Below are 23,658 nucleotides of genomic sequence, written 5' to 3'. Positions count from 1 at the left end.
TTTGGCGACGAGGCGGTGAACATCGGGTTAAACCCAAAGCGGCCGATCAGTCCTCGTGGGCCTCGTGAGCCTTCAAAGACTTGGGCGACAGGCGCAGGCTGCGCAGACTGCGCTTGACGCTCTTCAAGTGATTAACCAGGTCTGGGCCGCGGGCCATTGCCACGCCCATGGCCAGTACGTCGATCACCACCAGGTGGGCGATGCGGGAGGCCAGCGGGGTGTAGATCTCGGTGTCTTCATGCACGTCGACCGCCAGGTTGACCGTCGCCAGTTCCGCCAGCGGCGTCTGCCCCGGGCACAGCGAAATCAGGGTGGCGCCGGTTTCACGCACCAGGTTGGCGGTGATCAGCAGGTCCTTCGAGCGCCCGGATTGGGAGATGCACACGGCCACGTCGGTCGGCTTCAGTGTCACTGCCGACATGGCCTGCATGTGCGGGTCCGAGTACGCCGCCGCTGTCAGCAGCAGACGGAAGAACTTGTGCTGGGCATCGGCGGCCACTGCGCCGGATGCGCCGAAACCATAGAACTCGACACGCTGTGCGGTGACCATGGCGCTGATCGCCCGCTGCAGGGCTTCGGGGTCGAGCTTCTCGCGCACCTCCATCAGGGTATGCAGGGTGGTGTCGAAGATCTTCAGGCTATAGTCGGCCACCGAGTCGTCTTCGTGGATGGCGAACTGACCGAAACTCGCCCCCGCCGCCAGGCTTTGCGCCAGCTTGAGTTTGAGGTCCTGGAAACCGGTGCAGCCGATCGCCCGGCAGAAACGCACGATGGTCGGCTCGCTGATGCCCACGCTGTGCGCCAGGTCGGCCATGGAGCTGTGCATCACCGCCGCAGGGTCCAGCAGCACATGCTCGGCAACCTTGAGTTCGGATTTGCGCAGCAGGTGGCGAGACTGGTCGATGTGTTGCAGCAGGTTCAAGGGACAGCTTCCGCTAAAGGGGTCGAAGGGCCGGGATGTAGCTAGTCTGCAGTTATACTACAGGCCTCTGTGATCGCCCAGTTAAACGTCTCAGCAAGGATGATCGGCCGCCAAATCCGGCCCTTTGCGAATGTCATCGGTACCCATGAGTCTCACCTGCGCGTACCCCGGCCCAGGCTAGGGGTGGTCACCGGTACGCGCCGACACGTCGGTGACCAGAACGATGGTCTGGTGAACTTCACCTCGGGCATTTCGCACGCCGATCAGTTGTAGCCATTGACCATACTGCTCCCCATTCAGTCGCGTCTCGGTCAGCGCTCCCTGCCATGAACCCTCGACGTCCATGGCATGCCGAATCGACGCCTCGCACCTGCGCGCATCGCGACTGCAAGGCAGTTGCCACCAGGATCGCCCGCAGAGTTGATCCGCAGCCAGCCCGGTAATACGGCTGAATGCCGGATTCGACGTCAGTACTTTGCAATGAGCATCGAGCACCAGGATGCCCTCGCTGGAATGGTCGAACACCAACCCCGCCAGCTCCAGCTGGCCGCTCAGGGCGATGTCGCGGCTGGCGTCGCGGCGGGTGCCGACCATGCGCAGGACACTGCCATCCGCCGCACGCTCCACGGCCCGACCGTGGTCTTCGATCCACAACCAGTGGCCTTCATGGTGGCGGATCCGGTACTGCACCAGGTAGTCGTCGCTGCGACCCTTGAGGTGGTCGATCATGGCGCGCTTCACCCGCGGCACGTCCTCCGGGTGCATGCGCGGGCGCAGTTGCTTGAGCATTGCCTGCATGAATTCCGGCTCCAGGCCGAACAGCTCCTTGAGTTGGGTGTGGTAGACCTCGTCGGTGCTCAGGTTCCAGTCCCACAGACCCAAACCGCTCGCCTCCAACGCCAGGGCCAGACGCTGCTCGCTCTTGCCCAGCGCCTGGTTGGCCTGATCCAGTTCACGACTGCGCTGCTGCACGCGATTTTCCAGCTCCGCATGGGCTTGAGCCAATTGCTGCTGGGCCTCGCGGCGCTGGCCAACTTCGGTGGTCAGGGCCTGGTTCAGGCGCTCGCTGCGGCTTTGCGCCAACTGCAGGGTCTCGATCAGCTCCTGGTTGCGAAAGCGCCGCAACAGGCTGCGGTTGGTCAGCCGATTGACCTGCCAGGCGACCACCAGCAATGCCCCCAGGAAAATCAGCCCGAACCAGCCCCAGCCGCGCTGGGCGCCGTCGTTCCATACGAACAGGTAGGCGGTGGGCGGCAGCAGGCACGGCAAGGTATAGGCAAGAAAGGCCGGCAGGCTGACCGCGTAGGCCACGCTGGCCGACAGCGTCGCCGCGCCGAGCAGGCCGAACACCCAGGCCTGTTGGATGAGGTTGTCTTCGGACACCAGCATGATGGCCGCCGCCGCCAGGGTCGCGCCGCTGACGGCCGAGCCGAAGATGAACATGCGCCGCCAGTGGGCCTGGGCCTGCCGGTCCGGCATGGCCGCATCGAACGCCGCCACCTGGATGACCCGTCCGGCCACCAGCAGCAACAGCCACAACAACCCGATGCTGACCCCCAGGTAATGCTGCGGAGTCCATAGCAGCCAGGCGCACAGGCCGCCGTTGAGCAGCATCAGCAAGGTCGGCAGCAACGAGCCCTGGTACAGCAGGCGCGTGCGCTCGGCGGCCAGTTGCGCGGCGTAGCGCTCCTGCAGGGCCTGCTGCTCCAGGGGCGAGTCCAGCGGGTTGAGGTTCGGCGTCATGGGCAATGTGCTTGTCGTGAGGTGCCATCCGTCGAGCCAGAATACACAAGCACAGGCGGCGCACTTGCACCTTATGTCCGACTCTGCAGGTATTTATCCAAAGACGCGCAACTCTTGTTTGCCCCAACTCCATCGCGCACCCTAAAATGCCCGGATGCGCGATGACCTCTCCCTTCTGCTGAACTCCCTCAACGATGCCCAACGCCAGGCCGTAGCGGCCTCCGTCGGCCGTCAGTTGGTCCTGGCCGGTGCTGGTTCCGGTAAAACCCGAGTGCTGGTGCACCGTATCGCCTGGTTGATCCAGGTCGAGAACGCTTCGCCCCACTCTCTGCTGTCGGTGACGTTCACCAACAAGGCGGCCGCCGAGATGCGCCAGCGCATCGAGCAGCTGATGGGCATCAATCCGGCCGGCATGTGGGTCGGCACCTTCCACGGCCTGGCCCATCGCCTGCTGCGCGCGCACTGGCAGGAAGCTGGCCTGAACCAGAACTTCCAGATTCTCGACAGCGACGACCAGCAGCGCCTGGTCAAGCGGGTCATGCGCGAGCTGGGCCTGGACGAGCAGAAGTGGCCGGTGCGCCAGGCGCAGTGGTTCATCAACGGGCAGAAGGACGAGGGCTTGCGCCCGCAGCACATCCAGCCCGGTGGCGACCTGTTCCTGGCGACCATGCGCTCGATCTACGAAGCGTACGAGGCGGCCTGCGCGCGGGCGGGGGTGATCGACTTCTCCGAACTGCTGCTGCGCGCCCTCGACCTGTGGCGCGACAACCCTGGCCTGCTGGCGCACTATCAGCGCCGTTTCCGCCATGTGCTGGTCGACGAATTCCAGGACACCAACGCCGTGCAGTACGCCTGGCTGCGGTTGCTGGCACAAGGTGGCGACAGCCTGATGGTGGTAGGCGACGACGACCAGTCGATCTACGGCTGGCGCGGCGCCAAGATCGAAAACATTCACCAGTATTCCGCCGACTTCCCTGATTCGCAGCTGATTCGTCTGGAACAGAACTACCGCTCCACCGCCGGCATCCTCAAGGCCGCCAACGCCCTGATCGCCAACAACAGCGGGCGTCTGGGCAAGGAGCTGTGGACCGATGGCGGCGACGGCGAGCCGATCAGCCTGTACGCCGCGTTCAACGAACACGACGAGGCGCGCTATGTGGTCGAAACCATCGAGAGCGCGCTCAAGACAGGCCTGGCGCGCAGCGACATCGCCATTCTCTACCGTTCCAACGCCCAGTCGCGGGTGCTGGAAGAGGCGCTGTTGCGCGAGCGTATCCCTTATCGCATCTATGGCGGGCAGCGCTTCTTCGAACGCGCCGAAATCAAGAACGCCATGGCGTACCTGCGCCTGCTCGAAGGGCGCGGCAACGATGCCGCCCTGGAGCGGGTGATCAACGTCCCGCCACGCGGCCTGGGCGAGAAGACCGTCGAAGCCATCCGTCAGCATGCCCGTCATGCCGAAGTGTCGATGTGGGAAGCCGGCCGCCAACTGGTGGCCAACAAGGGCCTGACCGGGCGCGCCGCCAATGCCCTAAGCGCGTTCATCGAGCTGATCGAGAACCTCGCCGCCAAGGTCATGCAGATGCCGTTGCACCTGATGACCCAGACGGTCATCGAGCAGTCCGGCCTGATCATCTACCACCAGGAAGAAAAGGGCGAAAAAGGCCAGGCACGGGTGGAAAACCTCGAGGAACTGGTCAGCGCTGCGCGCAACTTCGAGAACGGCGAGGCAGAAGCCGACCTGACGCCGCTGGCGGCGTTCCTGGGCCATGCCTCGCTCGAGGCCGGCGACACCCAGGCCGAGGAGCACGAGGACAGCGTGCAGCTGATGACCCTGCACAGCGCCAAGGGCCTGGAGTTTCCCTACGTGTTCCTGGTGGGCATGGAAGAAGGCCTGTTCCCGCACAAGATGAGCCTGGAAGAGCCAGGCCGTCTCGAGGAAGAGCGGCGCCTGGCCTATGTCGGCATCACCCGGGCCATGCAGCAGTTGGTGATGACCTACGCCGAAACGCGCCGCCTCTACGGCAGCGAGACCTACAACAAGGTGTCGCGCTTCGTGCGCGAGGTGCCCGCCGGGCTGATCCAGGAAGTGCGCCTGTCCAACAGCGTGAGTCGTCCTTTCGGCGGTGGCCAGGCGCAGAACTCGAGCAGCCTGTTCGGTGCGGCCAATATTCCGGAAACCCAGTTCAACCTGGGCCAGCGCGTGCAGCACTCTGTGTTTGGCGAAGGCGTGATCCTCAACTTCGAAGGCTCCGGCGCGCAGGCGCGAGTGCAGGTCAACTTCGCCGAGGGCAGCAAGTGGTTGATGCTGGGGTACGCGAAGCTCGAGCCAGTGTAGCCACTGGCTGCAGGGTTTTGTCGCGGTGCCCGGCGGCCGCGAAAAAGCCGACACGGCCTTTCCAAGGAGCAACGAATTTTCCTACGCCGCACTTCGCATTTACGCAAAAGCTCGAAACATGTTGTCACTAGCTATGTACAGCACACCTGTGCAACATGACTCGCGTGCAATCCACCTAACGGAATGAACCTATGCAACGTTTTCTCAGCATGGCCCTGGCCCTGTGCATCGGCCTGACCATGAGCCTCGATGCCAGTGCCAAACGCTTCGGCGGCGGCAAGAGCATGGGCGCAGCCCCGACTCACCAGACTCGCCAGGCCGCGCCCACCACCCCAGGTGCCGCAGCAGCCGTCCCAGGCCGTGCAGCCCCAGCCGCCAGCGGTGCCTCGCGCTGGTTGGGCCCTCTGGCCGGCCTCGCCGCCGGTGGCCTGCTGGCGTCCATGTTCATGGGCGATGGCTTCCAGGGCATGCAGATCTTCGACTTCCTGATCATGGCGGTCATTGCCTTCCTGATCTTCCGCTTCATCGCCGCTCGCCGTCGCAAGCAGCAGCAGGGCCCGCAAATGGCCGGCGCCGGTGCTCCGTACCAGCGTGAAGCGATCGACCAGGCACCTGCCCAACCGTCGATCTTCGGTGGCGCCAGCGGTGCTTCCGCAGCCCGTCCGGTGATCAACGCGCCGGCCTGGTTCAACGAAGAAAGCTTCCTGAACGCAGCCCGCAGCCACTTCCAGTCGCTGCAGCAGCACTGGGACGCCAACGAAATGGACAAGATCGCCGAGTTCGTTACCCCGCAGATGCTGCAATCGTTGAAGCAGGAACGTGCCGAGCTGGGTGATGGCTTCCAGTCCACCTACATCGACGATCTGCAAGTGCAGCTGGAAGGTGTCGATGACCGCGCCGAGAAAACCATCGCTACCCTGACATTCGTCGGCGTATCGAAGACCTCGCGCTTCGACAAGGGCGAACCCTTCAGCGAAAGCTGGAACATGGAACGCGCCCAGGGCGAAAATCAGCCTTGGCTGGTCGCGGGTATCCGCCAGAACTGATACACGTCACGCTTTGCGAAGCCCCGGCCCTGGTCGGGGCTTTTGCATTTTGAACGTTGCATCCATTTCCAGCTAAGGTATAAACCGCAGCGCGTATTCTGGTCAGAGGAAAACATCGTGGAAGAAGTGATCGAGCAGCTCCGAGAAGCCAATGAGCCGGTACCGGTTCCCCTGGAACTGCCAGACGAAGACCTGCTGGTCGAGATCGAAGAGCAGTTGTTCATCAATATTCCGTTCGTCTTCAAGGAGTATCTGCTCACCGTCAGCGACGTCGTGTATGGCAGCCTGGAACCGGTCACCGTGACCGACCCGCAATCGCATACGTATCTGCCGGAGGTCGCCGCCAGCGCCTGGGACATCGGCGTACCACGCGAGCTGATCCCGATCTGTCAGGACGGCGAGGACTACTACTGTGTCGAAGAAGACGGCACCGTGGTGCTGTGGTCGGGCGAAGAAGAGCTGGTGACCGAAGAAAGCTGGGAGTCGGTCTGGCACTGGGTGCGAGACGTCTGGCTGGAAAGCTGATCGGTAGAGGCAGGTGTGACCTTTTCACAGCTCGACGGCGCGCCGCCAACCCTGCGGGAGCGGGTTCTACCCGCGAAAAGGCCAAACCTGCCTACCCAAATTCAATGCTCGACGTTGTTATCCAGGGTTTCCAGTAAAGCCACCTGCATCCGCGTATGCACGCGAATGAACCAGCGCCACAACACGGCCACCACTGCTGCTGCAACCACCGCAATCAACAGCAGTAATTCCATGGTCGGCAATATGCTCGCCGACAGTGCCGCCAGCAGCACGAAAATCACCAGCAGCGACAGCAGCGGAATGACTTCGGCGATGACGCGCCGCACCCGCTGGGTATGCCTGCCAGCCATTTCAGGCTTCACCCCCATTTCCGCCAGCAGCATCGACAGTGCCTTGAGCTTGCGATAGGCGGCGATCAAAAACGGCAGCGACAGCAGCAAGGCTGCGCCCCAGATCAACGCCTTCTGCCCGCCGGGCTCGGCCACCCAAGTCGTCAGGTGACCGCCGATACGTTCGGCAAAATAGGCGCCAGCCAGAAAGATACCGATCACCAGCGCCAGGTTGACCCCTACCTGCAGGAGGATCTTGCGGATCATCGATGCCAGCATGGCGCCCTGCCCGCGCGGCTGGATGCTGCGCAGCCATTCCCCGTACATGCCCAGCACGCGTGCGACACGTTGCGGCACGATAGCGCCGAGGCGATGCGACAAAGGATCGGCTGCCCGGATCAGGTACGGCGTAGACAGCGTCGTCAGCACCGACACGGCCACGGCAACGGGATAGAGAAAATCGCTGGTGACCTGCAGGGTCATGCCCAACGCGGCGATGATGAACGAGAACTCGCCGATCTGCGACAAGCCCATGCCCACCCGCAGCGATGTCTTGCCATCGTTGCCGGCAATGAACGCGCCCAGCCCGCAAGAGACGATCTTGCCGAGCACCACGGCCACGGTGATGACTGCAATCGGCCAGGCATAGTCGAGCAGGATGGCGGGGTCGAGCATGAGGCCGATGGCGACGAAGAAGATCGCGCTGAACATGTCGCGGATGGGTTCGATCAGACGCTCGATCTTCAGCAATTGCCGCGACTCGGCCATGATCGCCCCGATCAGGAAAGCCCCGAGCACCATGCTGTATTCAAGCTTGACCACCAGCAGGCAAAAGCCGAAGCACAGGCCCAGCACGGTCACCAGCAGCATCTCGTTGCTTTCGAAGGTGGCCACATAGGCCAGCAGTCGGGGCACCACCAGGATGCCCACGACCAGGGCAATGACCATGAACAGCGAGAGCTTGCCGACCGTCGAGAAAACCTCGCCCGAACTGACCGCGCCGCTGACGGCAATCCCCGACAGCAGGGCGATGATACCGATACCTAGAATATCCTCGACGATCAACACGCCGAAGATCAACTGGGCGAAGCGCTCGTTTTTCATCTTCAGGTCGTTGAGCGCCTTGACGATGATGGTGGTCGAGGAGATTGCCAGGATAGCCCCGAGGAACAGCGAGTCCATGGTGCCCCAATCGAACCAGCGGCCGATTTCGTAGCCGATCCAGATCATCAGCACGATTTCCAGGAACGCAGCGATAAAGGCCGTGGCACCGACCTTGAACAGTTTGCGCAGGCTGAATTCCAGGCCCAGGCTGAACATCAGAAAGATCACGCCCAGTTCGGCCAGGGTCTTGATGGTGTCTTCGTCGTGGATCAAGCCGAACGGCGGCGTATGGGGGCCGATGATGAAGCCGGCAACGATGTAGCCCAGCACCACGGGTTGCCGTAGCCGGTGAAACAGAATCGTCACCACGCCGGCTACCAGCATGATCACCGCCAGGTCCTGGATAAAACTGATGGCATGCACGGTGATAGCCTCCATTGCTATTCAGAATTGCTGTACCAATTGTTTCAGAAAGGCAGATTAACACCGGCCATTGCAGGCGAACGTCGGTGCAATATGCGGAAACAGATCGCCGCTATGCCCTGCGTAATGGCACGATAGACGTGACGGCGCCCGTCCGTTCGGCGTCCGCTTCTGGATGCAACCCTTTGAAAGCGGCAAACGCCAATATAGGCGACGCCCCTGCACTTCTGCCAACCAACCGTGAGTTCACTATGGAACCTGGAAACGCCCAGCTGTCGATGACGGTGCTGATGACCCCCGACATGGCCAATTTTTCCGGCAATGTGCACGGAGGAACGCTGCTCAAATACCTCGACGAAGTGGCATACGCCTGCGCCAGCCGCTATGCCGGCCGGTATGTGGTGACCTTGTCGGTGGATCAGGTGATCTTCCGCGAGCCGGTGCATGTCGGCGAACTGGTGACGTTCCTGGCTTCGGTCAATTACACCGGCAATACTTCGATGGAAGTGGGCATCAAGGTGGTCACCGAGAACATCCGCGAACGCTCCGTGCGCCACACCAACAGCTGTTTCTTCACCATGGTGGCAGTGGATGACCAGCGCAAGCCGGCCAGCGTACCGCCCCTGCAGCCGCAGGATGCCGAAGGCACGCGGCGCTTCATCCAGGCGCAGCAACGTCGGCAGATTCGCCAGGAGCTGGAAAAGCGCTACCGCGATCTCAAGGACGAGCCGATTTAAAGCGCCACGGCTTCGAACCGCAGGCGCGGATGGACGATGCGGTCCTGGGCACGCACCAGCTCCAGCTCGTAGCTGGCGCAGGCCTGGGTTTCCAGCAGCACTTCGTGCACCGCCGCCGCGGTGAATTCGAAAGCCGCCAGCCAGTCATCGCCCAGCAGCAGCCGGGCGAGGAACAGGCCGCTGGTCAAATCACCCACACCGACCGGTTGGCGCGGAAACGCCAGCAGCGGACGACGCAGGTGCCAGCTGCCCGCGGCAGTGACCAGAAGCATTTCGAAGTCTTCGGCCGATTTGCCCGGATAGGCCAGGTGCTTGACCAGCACCGCCTTGGGCCCGCGCGCCAGCAACGCCCGCGCCATGGCCACGCAGTCCGGGAGGGATTGGGCCTTGCGCCCGCTGAAGCTGTCGAGCTCCAGCTGGTTGGGACACAGTACGTCGGCAGCGGCAACGGCTTCATCGAGCAGAAAGTCGCTGACCTCGGCCGGCACCACGCAGCCTTTTTCCGCATGCCCCATCACCGGGTCGCACAGATACAGGGCCTTGGGATTGGCCGCCTTGACCCGACGTACCACGCCCAGGATCGCTCGCCCCTGCGCGGCGCTGCCCAGATAGCCACTGAGCACGGCATCGCAGTTGCCCAATTCGCCAATCGTCGCAATCCCTTCGACCAGTGCGGGAATGTGTTGCGGCGCCAACACTTCTCCCGTCCACTGGCCATACTGAGTGTGATTGGAAAACTGCACCGTATTCAGTGGCCAGACCTTGACCCCCACCCGCTGCATCGGAAAAACCGCCGCGCTGTTGCCGGCGTGGCCGAACACGACATGGGACTGGATGGCGAGCAGGTGTGGTGTACGTTTCATGCAAGGATTCCGGACCGGTGACAGGACTTCATGGCGCGCAGTATCGCGCGAAATGCAGCCTGTACGACAGACCGGAGACACAGTTAAGCTGCGAGCAACCGGTTGGAGCGCACTTCGATGTTGACCCTTGGCAATATGTTCATCCTGATGTTGATGGCCGCAGGTGCGGCTTGGCTGTGGCACAACCATGGCCTGCGTGAAAAGGCCCTGGCGCGGGTCAAGCAGCATTGCAGCAAGCTCGATCTGGAACTGCTCGACGACAACGTGGCCTTCAAGCGTTTTGCCTGGCTGGCCGATGCCAACGGCCGCAAGCGTCTGGCGCGTGTGTACAACTTCGAATTCACGGTGACCGGCGAGCAGCGCCATGCAGGCATCGCCACCCAATTCGGGCCACACGCGGTGCAGATCGAGCTGGCGCCCTACCCGTTCGAAGTGAAAACCGCGACCAGTGCCGAAGTCATCGAGATGAGTCAGTGGCGTCAGGAACACAAGCGCTGGCGTCCCTGAGCGAGGTCAGCGCTGCGATGGGTCGTCCACGCGTGCCTGCTGCAAGTGATCCTGAAGAGCGGCTGCGTCCTGCGGCGTATCGAATATCAGCTCCAAACGTGAATCACGACGCCATTCACTGGTTTTCCACTGCACCGACTGCCCCGCCAGCAGGTTGCTCGAAAACCATCCATTCGGGCTGTGGATAACCAGCTTGGCCCGTCGCCAGGACCAAGTGGCCAATGCGCGCTCCACTGTTGGCAAATCGAACCGCGTTCGGGCTTGCCATCGCCAGCCGATGCTCCAGCCATCGCGGTGATCCTGCACCTGGCATTGCGGCTGGGACTTATCCACCCAGATTTCGCCAATGGCTTGCGGGAGCTTCCTCAGCCTGTCCACAACCAGTGGCGTTGAATTATCCACAAGGGGCAATTGCTCGAATCGCACCTGATCGACATCGAGCCACAGCAGTCGGTCTGTGGGTAATCCTGAAGTTATGCACACTCCTGGCGTCGGCTTTGCCTTGTTCATGATCAACAAGCCTGCCACTTCAGCGGCTTCGCGCTGTGCAGCTGGCAGCGCGACGCCTTTCGCAAGGGTCAGCGCGTCGAGCACCATCACCAGCGGTTGCACCGCCAGAACGCCGCGCCAGGGCGCTTCGCTCAGTTGCGAAAGGATCTGCAACGGATGCCCCAGGCCCGAGGGTTCGATGAACAGGCGATCCGGCCGGGCTTTGCGCAGCAGACGGCCCAGGCCGATCTGAAACGGCGCACCGTTCACGCAGCACAGACATCCTCCGGCGATTTCGCCGATTGCGATACCATCATCGGTGGTGGCAAGCAGCGCGGCGTCGATGCCCACCAGGCCGAATTCGTTGATCAGCACGGCCCAACGCTGGTTTGCCGGCTTGCACGCCAGCAGACGACGAATCAGGCTGGTCTTGCCGGCGCCCAAGGGGCCTGCAATGACATGGGTGGGGATGTTCTGCAGCATGGTCGGATATCTATGGAGGTTGAGCGATGCGTGTGTGGGGTTTGCTGGGGCTGCTGGCCAGTACCCAGGTGTGGGCCGAGGCCTGCGTGGTGCACAGCCAGGCAGAACGGGTAAGCGTCGAAGTGTGCCAGCAGAATCGCACTATACCGCCGAAGCTGTTCAAGGAAGGTTTTTGTCGACCCAACCTGCCGGGGCAGCAGGTCGAAGTGCAATTCATGGCGCAGTGCCCACGAGGCGCCTACGGCATCTGCCGCGGCGCTCGGGTCGAGCGCATGCCCTATGAACAGGACATCCACTACTACGGTGTGGCGAGCGACGCCGCCTACCTCAAGCCGTTCTGCGAACAGAACAGTCAGGGACAATGGATCTTGCCCTGAGCAATCCGGATCACGCCTGCTGGCCTTGATCGTGCCACTCGCCGAACGGATCCGGCCAGTGCACCCAGGCCTGTGCACCCTGGGCCAGTTCCTCATCATCCAGCAGACACTGGTCCAGGGCGTGGCCTAACGCTGCGAAATCCATGTTCTGCCCGATGAATACCAGCTCCTGGCGGCAGTCTCCGGTGTCGGTCTGCCAGGTTTGCTGGATGGCAGCCACACTCTCGGCGTCCTGCGGCCATTGCGTTTGCGGCACGAAACGCCACCAGCGGCCAGCGAAGCCATAGCGCATCAACCCACCCGCCTGGGACCAGCTTCCTGCTTCCTGGGGTTTGCTGGCGAGCCAGAAAAAGCCTTTGGAGCGCAGCAGCCGACCGTTGGTCCAGGGTTTGTCGATGAAGTCATGGAAGCGCTGTGGGTGGAACGGACGCCGGGCGCGGTAGGCCGTGGATGCAATGCCGTATTCTGCGGTTTCCGCAACATGCTCACCCCTGAGCACCTTCAGCCAGCCTGGCGCTTGCGCTGCGCGCTCGAAATCGAACAGCCCGGTGTCCAGAATGCGTGCCAGCGGCACCTGCCCCATGACCATGGGCATGACCTGCGCGCTGGGGTTGAGTGTGTGCAGTACTGCCATCAGCTCGGTGCGTTCAGCCTGACTGATGAGGTCGATCTTGCTGATAAGGATGACGTCGGCAAATTCCACCTGTTCAACCAACAGATCAGTGATGGCTCGCTCGTCGTCCTCTCCCAGGGTTTCGCCGCGCGTCGCCAGGCTTTCCGCTGCCTGATAGTCGAGCAGGAAATTGACCCCGTCGACTACCGTGACCATGGTGTCGAGCCGGGCCAGATCGGCCAGGCTCTGGCCGTGCTCGTCGCGGAAGGTAAAAGTCTCGGCCACCGGCAGCGGCTCGGAGATGCCCGTCGATTCGATCAGCAGGTAATCGAAACGCCCCTCGGCAGCCAGCTTGGCCACTTCTTCGAGCAGGTCTTCGCGCAGGGTGCAGCAGATGCAGCCATTGCTCATTTCGACCAGTCTTTCTTCGGCCCGGTTGAGGCTGACGTTACGCTGCACTTCACTGCCGTCGATGTTGATCTCGCTCATGTCGTTGACGATCACGGCAACGCGCAGATCCTCCCGGTTGCGCAGGATGTGATTGAGCAACGTGCTCTTGCCGGCCCCCAGGAAGCCGGACAGCACGGTGACGGGTAAACGGTTGGGCATGACGGACCTCATCGGTGACGGGAGCAACGAACGCTGCATCGTTTATATTGTTATAACATAACATATAAGCTGTCACTGACTTAATCACATTGTGCTTTAGGCAACAATTGCATGGCTGAGAAACGCGTGTTCCACGTGGAACACGCATTGCAGCTATCAGGTGCGAGGCTTCACTGACCCACAGTTGTTTCCCAACCAAACGGCGCGAGTGTTCATGCTGCCCTTCTGCGCGACGCCGGAGGCATTGAAGGTGCCGTTGACCGTGGTAAGAAACTCTCTATCGCTGAGAAACTGGGCTTGTCCGGTCCCCTGGGCCTTGGGGCAACTGAACTGAAATTTCCAGACATTGCCATTGCGCTCAGTGATCTTCTGCGTGCAGCCGGACTTTGCATCTTGCAACGGGATGTCGTTGGTCTTCACCTGTTCAGGCGTCAGGCACGAGCGAATGCCAGTGCCGCCCACCGTAATGCCCTGGTTGGCAAGCACGCCTTCCATCATTGCCCTTTGCTCGGGTGGAAGCATCTTCAACTGACCCAGCATCACCTGCATGTCAGGCAGCGGCTTGCCATCGACTTGCATGTTACTGGTGGTCATTTCCCATAGGCCCGGCTGGAGCATCTGCGCCTGTGCCCCGGTTGCCGAAAGGCACACTACCAATGCAGCCATCGGCCATTTAAATCTCATCTGATTCCACTCCTCAAGAACGTTGGGAAAAGTGCGGGCATGGGTCTTTGACGTCGAAACGGGTGCCGAGTTGCGCGGTAATAAAAACGCGACAACCGCCACTGAACGTGGTCTGTTTAGCACAGCGCATCAAGGAGCCGCCGTGCAATGGATTATCACAGTCCGATTTTTTTTGGGTATCTATTTGGCCTGCTGCACGTGTTGGGCATCGCTGCCGCCGTTCATGCAGTTCTTACCGTACGCACCGCGCAGGGTTCGATTGCTTGGGCCTTATCGCTGTTGTTCATTCCCTACCTCACGTTGATCCCCTATCTGGTGTTTGGCCGCAGCACGTTCGACGCATACATCAAGGCCCGTCGGCATGCCAACAAGGAGATGCACACCGCGATCGCCGACATGGATTGGCGCCCCTGGATAGAGGAAGCGCTCGCCGCACGCAAATCCACGTCTTATGCCTCACTCAGGGCCATGCCCAAACTTGGCCGGATGCCATGCCTGGCCAACAATCGGGTCGGTCTGCTGGTCAATGGACACGCCACGTTCGATGCCATCTTTGCAGCCATCCGCGAAGCCCGGCGAGCGGTGTTGGTGCAGTTCTTCATCATCCACGACGATCATATCGGCCGGCAGCTGCAGGGCTTGCTGCTGCAAAAGGCCTCCGAGGGGGTCGAGGTCTACGTGCTTTACGACCGAGTGGGGAGCCACGCCCTGCCCCGCGAATACGTCGAGCGGCTGCGCGAGGGTGGCGTCAATGTGAAAGCATTCGCGACCCAGAGCGGCTGGTTGAACAGGTTCCAGGTCAATTTCCGCAACCACCGCAAGATCGTCGTGGTGGACGGAGTAAAAGGCTTCATCGGTGGCCATAACGTGGGCGACGAATACCTGGGCGGCAATCCCAAGCTCTCGCCCTGGCGCGATACCCATGTGAGCATCAGCGGGCCGGTGATCGCCTGCCTGCAAGAGTCGTTTGCCGAAGACTGGTTCTGGGCAGCACGGGAATTGCCGCCCTTGATCCTCCCCGAAGCGTACGAAGAAGACGGCGTGTTGTGCCAAGTGCTGGCCAGTGGCCCGGCCGACCCCTATGAAACCTGCTCGTTGTTTTTCGTTGAGTCGATCCACGCCGCCAATGACAGGGTCTGGATCACAACCCCCTATTTCATACCGGATGAGGCCGTCTTTGCCGCACTTCGCTTGGCGGTACTGCGCGGTGTCGATGTCCGTATCCTGCTGCCGTCTCGCCCGGATCACAAAGTGGTGTATGCCGCATCCAGCCTGTTCGCGTTCGAAGCAGTACGCGCCGGGGTGAAAATGTATCGCTACGGCCCGGGCTTTCTGCATCAGAAAGTGGTGCTGGTTGACGATGAAATCACGGCAATCGGCAGTGCCAATATGGACAACCGCTCGTTTCGTTTGAACTTCGAAATCATGTTGCTGACCGTCGATAAGGCATTCACCAGCGAAGTGGAACAGATGTTGCTCGATGATTTCGCCCAGTCACGAGAAATAGATGTCCGTGATAGCAAAGAGACACATCGTTTGGAAAAGCTCGGTATGCGAGTGGCGCGCTTGATTTCGCCTATCCTGTAGCGCGCAGTAGGCGAATTTGTCAGCTGATCGGCAACGAAGCCTGCCTTTAGACATATAAGGAAACATTGGAAACGCTTCGTGTACCATGAGCGGGCTTCGATATTACTAAAGGGAAGTGGACCTGCATGAACGCAGAGAAAGAGAGATTCATCGGTTTGGAATGGCTGCGGTTTTTCCTGGGCGTGTATCTGGTGATGTTCCACACGCTGCCGTTCTACGAGGAATACACACAGCTGAGTGGGTTGGTGGAATTCACCGAATTGGGTTTCTTTGCCACAAGCAGTTTTTTTGCGTTGTCCGGTTTTCTCCTCGCGCACGTCTACCTCGACGGTAACAAACTGCGGGAGCCGCCGGTCTCCTTCATGACCAAACGATTTGCCAACCTCTATCCGATCCACATATTCGGCCTCGCCAGCTGCGTGGTCCTGATATCGCTGACAGGCCTGTTCGACAGCAACACTGACCTGAGTGTGGCGTATCGTTCCGATGACCTGCTCAAGCGTACCGCGCCCGAGCTGCTCAAATACAAACTCAGCGATTTCCAGATAGCCGTGAATGCTGTGCTGCAGGTTACCCTGCTGCAGGCCTGGAACCCGGTTTACCTGGCCTACAACGGCCCGCTGTGGTCGATCTCGGCGCTGTTCTTCTTCTACCTGACATTCCCCTGGTTTGCGCCACGCCTGGCAGCCGCCAAACATAAGGTAGGGTTGCTGCTGATCATCTGGGCCGCCTGCCTGATCCCTCCATTGCTGGTGGTCCTCAATGAAGACTACAGCTCGATCTGGATTGGCTTCCTGCACCACTTCCCGTTGCTGCGGCTGCCGGTCTTTTTAGCAGGCATCGTCGCCTACCTGCTGTTTCGCGATTATCGGCTGATGGGTACCGGCCTGCGCGGGCCTCGCAAATTGATGGCGGTGATTGCCCTGGGGTTCGGTGTGGCGATCGCCGCCGAGGTCAACTGGCGAGGCGAGAGCCATTGGTATGTGCTGCTGCACAATGGCTTGCTGCTGCCGATGGTGCTCAGCGTCATCATCCTGTGCGCCATGGCCTCGAGTGCGCAAAGCGAGCGGCATATCAAATGGGCTCGCCGGCTGGGCGCCGCGTCACTGCCGATGTTCGCCCTGCACACGCCGATCTTCATCGTCTTCCGTCGCTTGGAAATGCTGGCGAACATCGACGTGAACCTGTGCTTCACCAACGCGGCGGCGTGCGTGGCAGAGGCCAAGGGGCATCCATTGTCGCTGACTTACTACCCGCTGCTGCTGCTGGCGTGCATCATTCTGTGCGTGATCTTTCAGGAGCAGATTGGCAACCGCACGCGGCAGTGGCTGTTGCAGGGTCCGTTGAGTCGCTGGGTGGTGAAGAGCAAGCGTGAGACGTCGGGCAACACCAACGCCCTGCGCGCAGCCTGAACATCGGGTGACTGTCCTTGCAGTTCAGGCGCTGCCTGAGCTGCAAGGGACCCACGCGCCGTTCCTAGCCCTGTACAGACTTCCAAAGGGCAAGCTGCAAAGGCTGATGTTGCAGGCACGGGACGGTTCGCCCGACAAGGTGGACATTTAGCCGCTGCGGTTCAGCCCACCCTGTCCAGCTCAACCACGCACACCTGCGCGGCCGTACCCTCCAGGCTGTAACGCTGGCGCCGGCCGCTTGCGTTGGTGCAGCGCAACGTTGCCCGCGAGATTAACTCGTGTCTGCGTCCATCACTCGCGTCGGTCACCTGGACAGCATCTGAAGAGGCGTTGAAGAAAATCACCTCGGCCGCCACCGAGCTCAACACCACCACCGGATGGCAATCCACCCAGCGCAACGATGCCTGGATCCGATCGTGGCGGTAGATCAGGTTGAAGTCCTCGATGGGTGAACCCAGCAACCGACACCATACCTTCGCCCCACCGTCGAAACTCATAGGCTGGATGGGACCCAGCGCCCCGCTCTCCACCCCGTTCACTTCCAACACCATGCCATCGCCGTGCAGCACGGTGATGATCCGGCTATAACCGGCGAACACGGAGAAGGGTCCGTCGGCGCTGATCTGGGCAATCGACAGGCGCCAGTCATACCCGCTGTCATCGACGGAGCGCTGCCGGACAATTTCCAGGGTACTGCCGCCGCCGTTCTTCCACGGCATGGACGCGTAATCTTCGGGGCGGTATACGTGCGCATCGGTCATCGGAATCTGGCTACCAAAGGAATGTCAGGCAGGCTTGAACGCCATGAATCGCTCGATCAGTGCACGCAGTACCGGCTGCAGAGTCTCGACCTTGTCTGCTTGCAACCCGTAGGGGGCGGTTTCCTGCATGTAGGCTCGCTGTGCCAGCTCCAGCTGTACGGCGTGAACCCCTTGGGCCGGGTGGCCGTACTGGCGAGTGATGTAGCCGCCTTTGAAGCGGCCATTGAGTACCGCCGGCAACTGCGGAGCCAACCGCTCGGCCACGGCGAGCAGCTGCTCCCCGATGCCGGGTGCGCAGGCGCTGCCGTTGGCGGTGCCGAAGTTGAACACCGGTAACTGGCCTTCGAACAGGTGCGGGATGACCGAACGGATCGAGTGCGCGTCCCACAGCAGGGCGTAGCCATGGATCGCCTTGATTCGTTCCAATTGCTGCTGCAACGCTCGATGGTACGGCTGCCAGTAATGCTCCAAGCGCTGTGCGATTTGCGCATCGTCTGGTTCGTGCCCCGGCTGGTACAGCGGCACGTCGTCGAATGTCGTCAGCGGGCATAGCCCGGTGGTGTTCTGGCCCGGATACAGGCTGGCGCCATCGGCAGGCCGGTTCAGGTCGATCACGTAGCGCGAAAAACGTGGACGCAACGTCGACGCGCCCAGAGCGACGGCGAAGTCGTACAACTCATGAATATGCCAATCGGTGTCATCCACCGCCTGGCCGACCAGGCTGTAATGCGCTTTCAGCTCGTCCGGCAGCAAGGTACCGACGTGAGGCATCGATATCAGTAGAGGGCCGACGCCCTGATGCAGCTCGAAGGTAGGTTCCCGATTCATAGCGTATGCTCCAGTAAATCGGCCAGGGTGGCGCGGTAGCCTTGCAGGGCCTGCACTTGCAGGGCGTGCTGGCCGTCATCGATGACCTGCCTGCCGCCGACGAAGACGTCGCGTACCAGATTGTTGCCGTGCTCGCAGAACACCAGCGAGGACAACAGCTGGGCTGGATGGCCCGGGGCGACATTGACGGCGTCGGAATCGATGACGACCAGGTCGGCACGCTGCCCCACCATCAGCCCGGCTACCGAGCGGCCGGTCGCCTGGGCCCCGCCCTTGACCGACTGATCGAACAGGCGATCCGCCACCACCGGCGCGTCGGGGCTGGCCAGCACATTGCGCCGACGGTGCAACAGGCGCTGGCCGTATTCCAGCAGGCGGAGCTCCGCCCAGGGGTTGACGGCTACGTTGCTGTCCGAACCGATACCCCAACGGCCCTTGTCTGTCAGAAACCGCTGAGCGTCGAACAATCCATCCCCAAGATTTGCTTCGGTGCTCGGGCATAGCCCTACGGTGGCACCACTGCGCGCCAACGCTGCGTATTCAGCGTCGTCCATGTGGGTGGCGTGCACCAGGCACCAACGCGGGTCCAAGGGTTGGCGGTCCAACAGCCACTGCACCGGTCGCTGGCCGAGGATTGCCTCGCATTCCTCGACCTCGCGGGTCTGCTCGGCAATATGGATATGCACGGGCGCGCGCGGATCGTCGGCATCCAGGCCATCCATCAGTCTCGACAGGGACGCTTCGCTCACGGCACGTAACGAATGCGGCGCGACGCCATAACGCCGATTGCCGTTCTGCGGCATGGCTTTTTGCAGGTGCTGACGCAGCTCCAGAATCCACTCCGGTGAATTGATGAAACGACGTTGGTGCGGCAAGGGTTCTGCCTGGCCTAGCCCACCGTATTGGTAAAGCACCGGAAGCAGGGTCATGCCGATGCCTACTTCTTCGGCCGCCCGCACCACGCGCAGGGACAATTCGGCGGGGTTCGCGTAGGGCTGGCCGTCAGCGTCGTGGTGCACGTAATGAAACTCGCACACCGAGGTGTACCCGGCCTTGAGCATTTCGATGTACAGGTGCCGACCGATGGCCTGCAAGTGCCGAGGCTGCAGGCGCTGGGCAAATCGATACATCAGGGTACGCCAGCTCCAGAAGGAGTCGGCGGGGTCGCCCAGGGTTTCGGTCAAGCCGGCCATGGCGCGCTGGAACGTGTGGGAGTGCAGGTTGGGCATGCCACTGATCACCGGGCCACGCGCCACCGGCGTGCCAGCCAAGGGCACGGCATCGCAGGCCACGGTGGTCAGATCGCCAGCGGCGTTCCAACTCAGCAGTACATTGCGCTGCCAGCCATCGGGCAGTAAAGCGCTGTGGGCAAACAGGCTGCTCTGGGCTTGGCGCGCGGGTGAATCCAAGGGTGTATCCACATGAACCTCTGGGCAATGAGTCAGGCGCAGGCAATCAGAGAACAGGCGCTGCGTCTCGCGACAGCACGCTGTGCAGGAAACTGCGGGTCCGCGCTTCACGCGGTGCGGTGAACAGCTGCGCCGGTGGCGCGGCCTCGACAATCGCGCCTTGATCCATGACCACCACCACGTCGGCCACTTCCCGGGCAAATCCCATTTCGTGGGTAACGATGATCATGGTCATGCCTTCGCTCGCCAGGGTCTTCATGACCTGCAATACCTCGCCCACCAGCTCCGGATCCAGCGCCGAGGTAGGCTCGTCGAACAGCATGACCTTGGGCTCCATGGCCAACGCGCGGGCAATCGCAACGCGCTGCTTCTGCCCACCGGACAAAGTGCCGGGGTAAACCTGCGCCTTGTGCTCCAGGCCAACCTTGTTCAACAGGCGCAGCCCCTGCTCTTCGGCCGCTTGGCGCGATCTGCCGCGCAGGGCCATGGGCGCCAGGGTGATGTTGTCCAGCACGCTGAGGTGCGGGAACAGGTTGAACGACTGGAACACCATGCCGACTTCGCTGCGCAGGGCGTCCAGTTTGCTTTCCGACATCATCCTGCCCTGCTCCACCACGGTATGGCCACACGCGCGCAGCGTTCCGCCTTCAGCTGTTTCCAGGCCGTTCATGCAACGCAGGAAAGTGCTCTTGCCCGACCCGCTGGGACCGATCACCACCACGACCTGGCTGGCCTGTACGCTGAAGTCGATGTTGTGCAGCACCTGATGCGTGCCAAACGATTTGCTCAGGTTTTGAATATCGATAATGGCGGTGCTCATCACACTCTCCCGTCGGCGCGCAGCACTTTCTCGGTGCGGCGCAGGATCAAGGTGGTGATGCTGGTCAGCATCAGGTAGATGACGGCAATGGCCAGGTACACTTCGAGCGAACGGTAGGACACGCTGATGATCTTCTCGCCTTCGTGCATCACGTCGGCAATGGTGAGCAGTGACACCAGCGCCGAGTTCTTGATCAAGGCGATGAATTCGTTGCCCAGGGCGGGGATCATGCGCACGAAGGCTTGGGGCAGGATCACCTTGCGCATCGCCAGTTTGTGCGGCAGGCCCAGCGAGCGGGCGGCTTCCATCTGGCCCTTTTCCACCGACTGGATCGAACCCCTGACAATCTCCGAGACATAGGCCGCACTGTAGATGCCCAGGCCGAAAATTCCGCACACATAAGCGGGTAACTGAATGCCGAAGTGCGGCAGGCCAAAGAACAGAATGAACAGCTGCACCAGCAGCGGCGTGCCGCGGACCAGCGTCAGGTAGGTGGTACACAGCCCGTAGATCAGCGTGCGCTTGGGATTCAGCCGCCCCAGCCCGATCAACAGGCCCAGGACACAGCCCAGCACCAACGCGGCAGCGGTGATTTCGATGGTGGTCAGGGTACCGGAGGCGAGCGCGCGCCAGCCGTCCCAGACCGGGGAAAAGTCGAGATCCATGAGGTACTCCGCAGAGGCTTACGGTTGAAGGCGTAAAGTGTGCAGGCTCGTCGCAGCATCGGCCGAACCTGCAACGGCGACTTATTCTTTGGTGGTGCCGAACCACTTCTGGGTCAGTGCGGCGTATTCGCCATTGCTGCGCAGGGTTTTCAGCGCCTGGTTCATCTGCTGTTGCAGCGCGGTGTCATTCTTGCGAACGGCAAAACCGTACAGTTCGGTGGTCAGGCCTTCGTCCAGCACGCGGACCTTGGGCTGACGCTTGGCATATTCCACCGCCGCCGGGCGCCCGGTCACTGCAGCGTTCACCCGGCCAATGGCCAACAGGTCGAACATGGCCTGGTTCTTTTCCACTTCCACCACGCTCACTGCGGGGTAGTTGGTTTTCAGAAAGTCGATCGACTTGGTACCTACCTGGGCTGAAACCTTCTTGCCCGCGACCAGATCGCCGGGTTTATCGATGCTGGTGTCATCCTTCAGGACCAGCACAGCGAGGCCGCCGCGATAGTAGGAATCTGTGAAGTTGACCACCTTCTGCCGTTCTTCGGTCATGTAGATGGCCGACGCCGCCACGTCGAAGCGGTTGGAAATCAAGCCAGGGATCAGCCCCTTGAAGCCGATGTCGATCCACTCGACCTTCTTGTTCAGTTGCTTGCCGATGGCTTCGATCAATTCGATATCGAAGCCGGTGCGCTTGCCATCCTGCACGAATTCCATGGGTGGAAAGGTCGCATCGGTGCCGACACGCATCACTTCATCGGCTGCCTGGGCCGAGGTGCACAGCGAAGCCATCAGCGTCAGCGCGGCAGCCAGGGGGGTGAATAACTTCAACGCTTTCATCACGAATTCCTTCGGCAAGGGTAGGTCCGGTCAGGACCTGAAACATGGATTGGGCGGCAGTTAGAAGCGATTGCAGATGCGGCTGGCTGCTTTTCTGGTGAGGCTGATCAGTTCAGCCTCCCGTGGGCCAACGCGCAATGACGGCGCCATCAACGTAATGGTGCCTTCCAGGGCACCGTCCGCTGAAATCAGCGGGACGCTCACGCCCCAAACACCCAGATCGACCTCACTGTCACTGGTGGCATAGCCATTCTTGCGGATCCTGGTGATCTCCCTTTCCAGCGCCGCAACGTCCATGGCGCCCTCCTGCGATTGCGTTTTCAGCAGTTGGCGCTGCACCGATTCGGGCAGAAACGCCAACAAGCTCTTGGCCGAGGCGCCCTGCATCATGGAGTGGGCGCGGCCCTTGGTGAACGAGCAACGCAGCGAGCTGCTGCTCTCCTCCATGGCGATGCACACCATCTGGCCGTTGCTGTACACCAACAAGCCGACGCTTTCTCCCGTGCGCTCAGCCAGGGCACTGATCTCGTCGCGGCTCTGGCTGATCAGGTTGGAGGTCTGATCGAAACCCCACGCCAACTGCACGCCGGTCGCGCCTGGCTCGTACAGCCCCGTGGTCATGTGTTCTTGCAGCAGGCCCCACTTCTTCAACGACGCCAGGTGCCGGTAGACCGTGCTCAATGGCATCTGCACCTGCGCGGCAATGCGCTTGGCCGCAATCGGTTGCCCAGCCTTGGCCACGCAGGTCAGCACCTGCAGCACACGGTCGACAATGCTGGTGGTTCGTGGGTCGTTCATGACTGCACTATAAGAACAAATTCTCGATTCTGAAGGGGGATTCTCATTGAGCGGGAAAAAAACCTCCATGTCGCTGAAATGGCACTGCATGGGCCACTGGTGAAATTTCACCGAACGCGCGGTGCCACAGGCACATCCGAGCATTCAGCGCTGCCGAATTTCATGGGATAGTGTCCGTCTTTCTCCCCATCTGAAGACCCTGCCCCATGGCCACCAAGCACCCACTTGAACCGCTGGCTCAACGCTTCCTTGGCAAACACCCCCATCAGCTCGAACCTGAAGAAATACATGTTCTGGAGCAGATGAAAAAGCGTCTGCCCGTCAGCCGCGATGCCAGTGACGCCTCCGACGAAGTCGCAACGTTCGGCGAAAGACTGTCTGATCGGGTTGCGGCGATCGGCGGCTCATGGGCGTTCATCATCGCCTTTACCATCATCCTGTTCGGCTGGATGCTGCTCAATACGGATGTGCTCGATCACTTCGGCCTGGCCTTCGACCCTTACCCGTACATCTTTCTCAACCTGATGCTCTCTACCGTCGCGGCCATCCAGGCGCCGGTGATCATGATGAGTCAGAACCGCCAGTCGGCCAAAGACCGCCTGGCCGCAAGCCTGGACTTCGAGGTGAACCTGCGTGCGGAGCTGGAAATCATGCGGCTGCATGAAAAGATCGACAAGGAGATCCTGGAGCGGCTGGATCGGATCCTGGCGAGTGTGGAGCCCAAGGGCAGCGTGTGAAGGTGCGCTTGG

The 23,658-nt window shown here is 61.4% G+C and carries 22 protein-coding genes and 1 pseudogene; 9 read left to right on the top strand and 14 right to left on the bottom strand.

Annotated elements, in window-relative coordinates:
• Positions 1–46 precede the first annotated feature (46 nt).
• A complete protein-coding gene (hexR, locus tag IFU31_RS11930; RefSeq protein WP_122480007.1) occupies positions 47–922 on the bottom strand; it encodes a transcriptional regulator HexR in 876 nt (291 codons plus the stop codon).
• A gap of 195 nt (positions 923–1,117) precedes the next feature.
• Positions 1,118–2,665: pseudogene (locus tag IFU31_RS11925) on the bottom strand (PAS domain-containing protein); the annotation flags it as partial.
• 154 nt (positions 2,666–2,819) lie between these two features.
• On the opposite strand from IFU31_RS11925, the gene uvrD reads away from it, so the two are divergent.
• From uvrD to IFU31_RS11910, 3 genes are all read left to right on the top strand, one after another.
• Entirely contained in the window at positions 2,820–5,003 is a 2,184-nt protein-coding gene (gene uvrD / locus IFU31_RS11920; RefSeq protein ID WP_192103061.1) for a DNA helicase II, read from the top strand.
• A 191-nt stretch (positions 5,004–5,194) separates the two neighbouring features.
• The gene (locus IFU31_RS11915) at positions 5,195–6,049 is read left to right on the top strand and encodes a Tim44 domain-containing protein (protein WP_122480010.1); all 855 of its coding nucleotides are present in this window, start codon (positions 5,195–5,197) and stop codon (positions 6,047–6,049) included.
• 117 nt (positions 6,050–6,166) lie between these two features.
• On the top strand, positions 6,167–6,574 hold the full coding sequence (locus tag IFU31_RS11910) for an SMI1/KNR4 family protein (RefSeq protein ID WP_122480011.1): 408 nt from the start codon (positions 6,167–6,169) through the stop codon (positions 6,572–6,574).
• A 101-nt stretch (positions 6,575–6,675) separates the two neighbouring features.
• Here IFU31_RS11910 and IFU31_RS11905 read toward each other — a convergent pair whose 3' ends face one another.
• Positions 6,676–8,430 carry a cation:proton antiporter domain-containing protein gene (locus IFU31_RS11905; protein WP_122480134.1) on the bottom strand — a complete coding sequence of 585 codons (1,755 nt, stop codon included), beginning with the start codon at positions 8,428–8,430 and terminating at the stop codon, positions 6,676–6,678.
• A gap of 251 nt (positions 8,431–8,681) precedes the next feature.
• Between IFU31_RS11905 and IFU31_RS11900 the strand changes: the two genes are divergently transcribed.
• Positions 8,682–9,167, top strand: coding sequence for an acyl-CoA thioesterase (locus IFU31_RS11900; RefSeq protein ID WP_122480012.1), 486 nt, complete (start codon positions 8,682–8,684; stop codon positions 9,165–9,167).
• Here IFU31_RS11900 and pdxY read toward each other — a convergent pair.
• Positions 9,164–10,030 (bottom strand): pyridoxal kinase PdxY, encoded by an 867-nt coding sequence (pdxY, locus tag IFU31_RS11895; protein ID WP_122480013.1) that lies wholly within the window; start codon positions 10,028–10,030, stop codon positions 9,164–9,166. The two genes, IFU31_RS11900 and pdxY, sit on opposite strands and share 4 nt — an antisense overlap.
• A 117-nt stretch (positions 10,031–10,147) precedes the next feature.
• On the opposite strand from pdxY, the gene IFU31_RS11890 reads away from it, so the two are divergent.
• Positions 10,148–10,537: a DUF3301 domain-containing protein gene (locus IFU31_RS11890; protein ID WP_122716071.1), complete on the top strand. Its 390-nt coding sequence runs from the start codon at positions 10,148–10,150 to the stop codon at positions 10,535–10,537.
• Positions 10,538–10,543: 6 nt separating this feature from the next.
• Here IFU31_RS11890 and IFU31_RS11885 read toward each other — a convergent pair whose 3' ends face one another.
• Positions 10,544–11,509: a CobW family GTP-binding protein gene (locus IFU31_RS11885; RefSeq protein WP_192103060.1), complete on the bottom strand. Its 966-nt coding sequence runs from the start codon at positions 11,507–11,509 to the stop codon at positions 10,544–10,546.
• Positions 11,510–11,535: 26 nt separating this feature from the next.
• On the opposite strand from IFU31_RS11885, the gene IFU31_RS11880 reads away from it, so the two are divergent.
• Positions 11,536–11,886, top strand: a complete 351-nt coding sequence (locus IFU31_RS11880) for an NADH:ubiquinone oxidoreductase (protein WP_192103059.1) — start codon at positions 11,536–11,538, stop codon at positions 11,884–11,886.
• Positions 11,887–11,896: 10 nt separating this feature from the next.
• Here the strand turns inward: IFU31_RS11880 and zigA are convergent, their stop codons facing one another.
• Positions 11,897–13,108, bottom strand: coding sequence for a zinc metallochaperone GTPase ZigA (zigA, locus tag IFU31_RS11875; RefSeq protein WP_192103058.1), 1,212 nt, complete (start codon positions 13,106–13,108; stop codon positions 11,897–11,899).
• A 156-nt stretch (positions 13,109–13,264) separates the two neighbouring features.
• Positions 13,265–13,774 (bottom strand): DUF3617 domain-containing protein, encoded by a 510-nt coding sequence (locus tag IFU31_RS11870; RefSeq protein ID WP_446731032.1) that lies wholly within the window; start codon positions 13,772–13,774, stop codon positions 13,265–13,267.
• Between the two features lie 165 nt (positions 13,775–13,939).
• On the opposite strand from IFU31_RS11870, the gene cls reads away from it, so the two are divergent.
• Entirely contained in the window at positions 13,940–15,379 is a 1,440-nt protein-coding gene (cls, locus tag IFU31_RS11865) for a cardiolipin synthase (RefSeq protein ID WP_192103056.1), read from the top strand.
• Positions 15,380–15,504: 125 nt separating this feature from the next.
• Positions 15,505–16,791 (top strand): acyltransferase family protein, encoded by a 1,287-nt coding sequence (locus tag IFU31_RS11860; RefSeq protein WP_192059296.1) that lies wholly within the window; start codon positions 15,505–15,507, stop codon positions 16,789–16,791.
• Between the two features lie 161 nt (positions 16,792–16,952).
• Here IFU31_RS11860 and IFU31_RS11855 read toward each other — a convergent pair whose 3' ends face one another.
• The 7 genes from IFU31_RS11855 to IFU31_RS11825 form a co-directional block, all read right to left on the bottom strand.
• Positions 16,953–17,552 carry a HutD/Ves family protein gene (locus IFU31_RS11855; RefSeq protein WP_274598217.1) on the bottom strand — a complete coding sequence of 200 codons (600 nt, stop codon included), beginning with the start codon at positions 17,550–17,552 and terminating at the stop codon, positions 16,953–16,955.
• A 24-nt stretch (positions 17,553–17,576) separates the two neighbouring features.
• Positions 17,577–18,380: an N-formylglutamate deformylase gene (gene hutG / locus IFU31_RS11850; protein WP_192059293.1), complete on the bottom strand. Its 804-nt coding sequence runs from the start codon at positions 18,378–18,380 to the stop codon at positions 17,577–17,579.
• On the bottom strand, positions 18,377–19,789 hold the full coding sequence (locus IFU31_RS11845) for a formimidoylglutamate deiminase (protein ID WP_192103052.1): 1,413 nt from the start codon (positions 19,787–19,789) through the stop codon (positions 18,377–18,379). The genes hutG and IFU31_RS11845 overlap by 4 nt, the downstream gene beginning before the upstream one ends.
• A gap of 46 nt (positions 19,790–19,835) precedes the next feature.
• On the bottom strand, positions 19,836–20,597 hold the full coding sequence (locus IFU31_RS11840) for an amino acid ABC transporter ATP-binding protein (protein ID WP_446730999.1): 762 nt from the start codon (positions 20,595–20,597) through the stop codon (positions 19,836–19,838).
• Positions 20,598–20,608: 11 nt separating this feature from the next.
• On the bottom strand, positions 20,609–21,274 hold the full coding sequence (locus tag IFU31_RS11835; protein ID WP_122796681.1) for an amino acid ABC transporter permease: 666 nt from the start codon (positions 21,272–21,274) through the stop codon (positions 20,609–20,611).
• Between the two features lie 81 nt (positions 21,275–21,355).
• Positions 21,356–22,111: a transporter substrate-binding domain-containing protein gene (locus IFU31_RS11830; protein ID WP_185794634.1), complete on the bottom strand. Its 756-nt coding sequence runs from the start codon at positions 22,109–22,111 to the stop codon at positions 21,356–21,358.
• Between the two features lie 60 nt (positions 22,112–22,171).
• Positions 22,172–22,909, bottom strand: coding sequence for an IclR family transcriptional regulator (locus IFU31_RS11825; RefSeq protein WP_122480026.1), 738 nt, complete (start codon positions 22,907–22,909; stop codon positions 22,172–22,174).
• 206 nt (positions 22,910–23,115) lie between these two features.
• Between IFU31_RS11825 and IFU31_RS11820 the strand changes: the two genes are divergently transcribed.
• Positions 23,116–23,646, top strand: coding sequence for a DUF1003 domain-containing protein (locus IFU31_RS11820; protein WP_122480027.1), 531 nt, complete (start codon positions 23,116–23,118; stop codon positions 23,644–23,646).
• Positions 23,647–23,658: the final 12 nt, after the last annotated feature.

The organism is Pseudomonas sp. CFBP 13602 (genome assembly GCF_014842725.1).
GTDB classification, from domain to species: domain Bacteria; phylum Pseudomonadota; class Gammaproteobacteria; order Pseudomonadales; family Pseudomonadaceae; genus Aquipseudomonas; species Aquipseudomonas baltica.
The sequence above is the reverse complement of the archived record's forward strand: the minus strand, read 5'-3'. Positions and strand labels throughout refer to the sequence as shown.

Coding starts and splice junctions, on each gene's coding strand:
- uvrD (WP_192103061.1), top strand. CDS start 2,820: ATGCGCGATGACCTCTCCCTTCTGCTGAACTCCCTCAACGATGCCCAA.
- IFU31_RS11915 (WP_122480010.1), top strand. CDS start 5,195: ATGCAACGTTTTCTCAGCATGGCCCTGGCCCTGTGCATCGGCCTGACC.
- IFU31_RS11900 (WP_122480012.1), top strand. CDS start 8,682: ATGGAACCTGGAAACGCCCAGCTGTCGATGACGGTGCTGATGACCCCC.
- pdxY (WP_122480013.1), bottom strand. CDS start 10,030: ATGAAACGTACACCACACCTGCTCGCCATCCAGTCCCATGTCGTGTTC.
- IFU31_RS11890 (WP_122716071.1), top strand. CDS start 10,148: ATGTTGACCCTTGGCAATATGTTCATCCTGATGTTGATGGCCGCAGGT.
- IFU31_RS11885 (WP_192103060.1), bottom strand. CDS start 11,509: ATGCTGCAGAACATCCCCACCCATGTCATTGCAGGCCCCTTGGGCGCC.
- IFU31_RS11880 (WP_192103059.1), top strand. CDS start 11,536: ATGCGTGTGTGGGGTTTGCTGGGGCTGCTGGCCAGTACCCAGGTGTGG.
- zigA (WP_192103058.1), bottom strand. CDS start 13,108: ATGCCCAACCGTTTACCCGTCACCGTGCTGTCCGGCTTCCTGGGGGCC.
- IFU31_RS11870 (WP_446731032.1), bottom strand. CDS start 13,774: ATGGCTGCATTGGTAGTGTGCCTTTCGGCAACCGGGGCACAGGCGCAG.
- cls (WP_192103056.1), top strand. CDS start 13,940: ATGGATTATCACAGTCCGATTTTTTTTGGGTATCTATTTGGCCTGCTG.
- IFU31_RS11860 (WP_192059296.1), top strand. CDS start 15,505: ATGAACGCAGAGAAAGAGAGATTCATCGGTTTGGAATGGCTGCGGTTT.
- IFU31_RS11855 (WP_274598217.1), bottom strand. CDS start 17,552: ATGACCGATGCGCACGTATACCGCCCCGAAGATTACGCGTCCATGCCG.
- hutG (WP_192059293.1), bottom strand. CDS start 18,380: ATGAATCGGGAACCTACCTTCGAGCTGCATCAGGGCGTCGGCCCTCTA.
- IFU31_RS11835 (WP_122796681.1), bottom strand. CDS start 21,274: ATGGATCTCGACTTTTCCCCGGTCTGGGACGGCTGGCGCGCGCTCGCC.
- IFU31_RS11830 (WP_185794634.1), bottom strand. CDS start 22,111: ATGAAAGCGTTGAAGTTATTCACCCCCCTGGCTGCCGCGCTGACGCTG.
- IFU31_RS11825 (WP_122480026.1), bottom strand. CDS start 22,909: ATGAACGACCCACGAACCACCAGCATTGTCGACCGTGTGCTGCAGGTG.
- IFU31_RS11820 (WP_122480027.1), top strand. CDS start 23,116: ATGGCCACCAAGCACCCACTTGAACCGCTGGCTCAACGCTTCCTTGGC.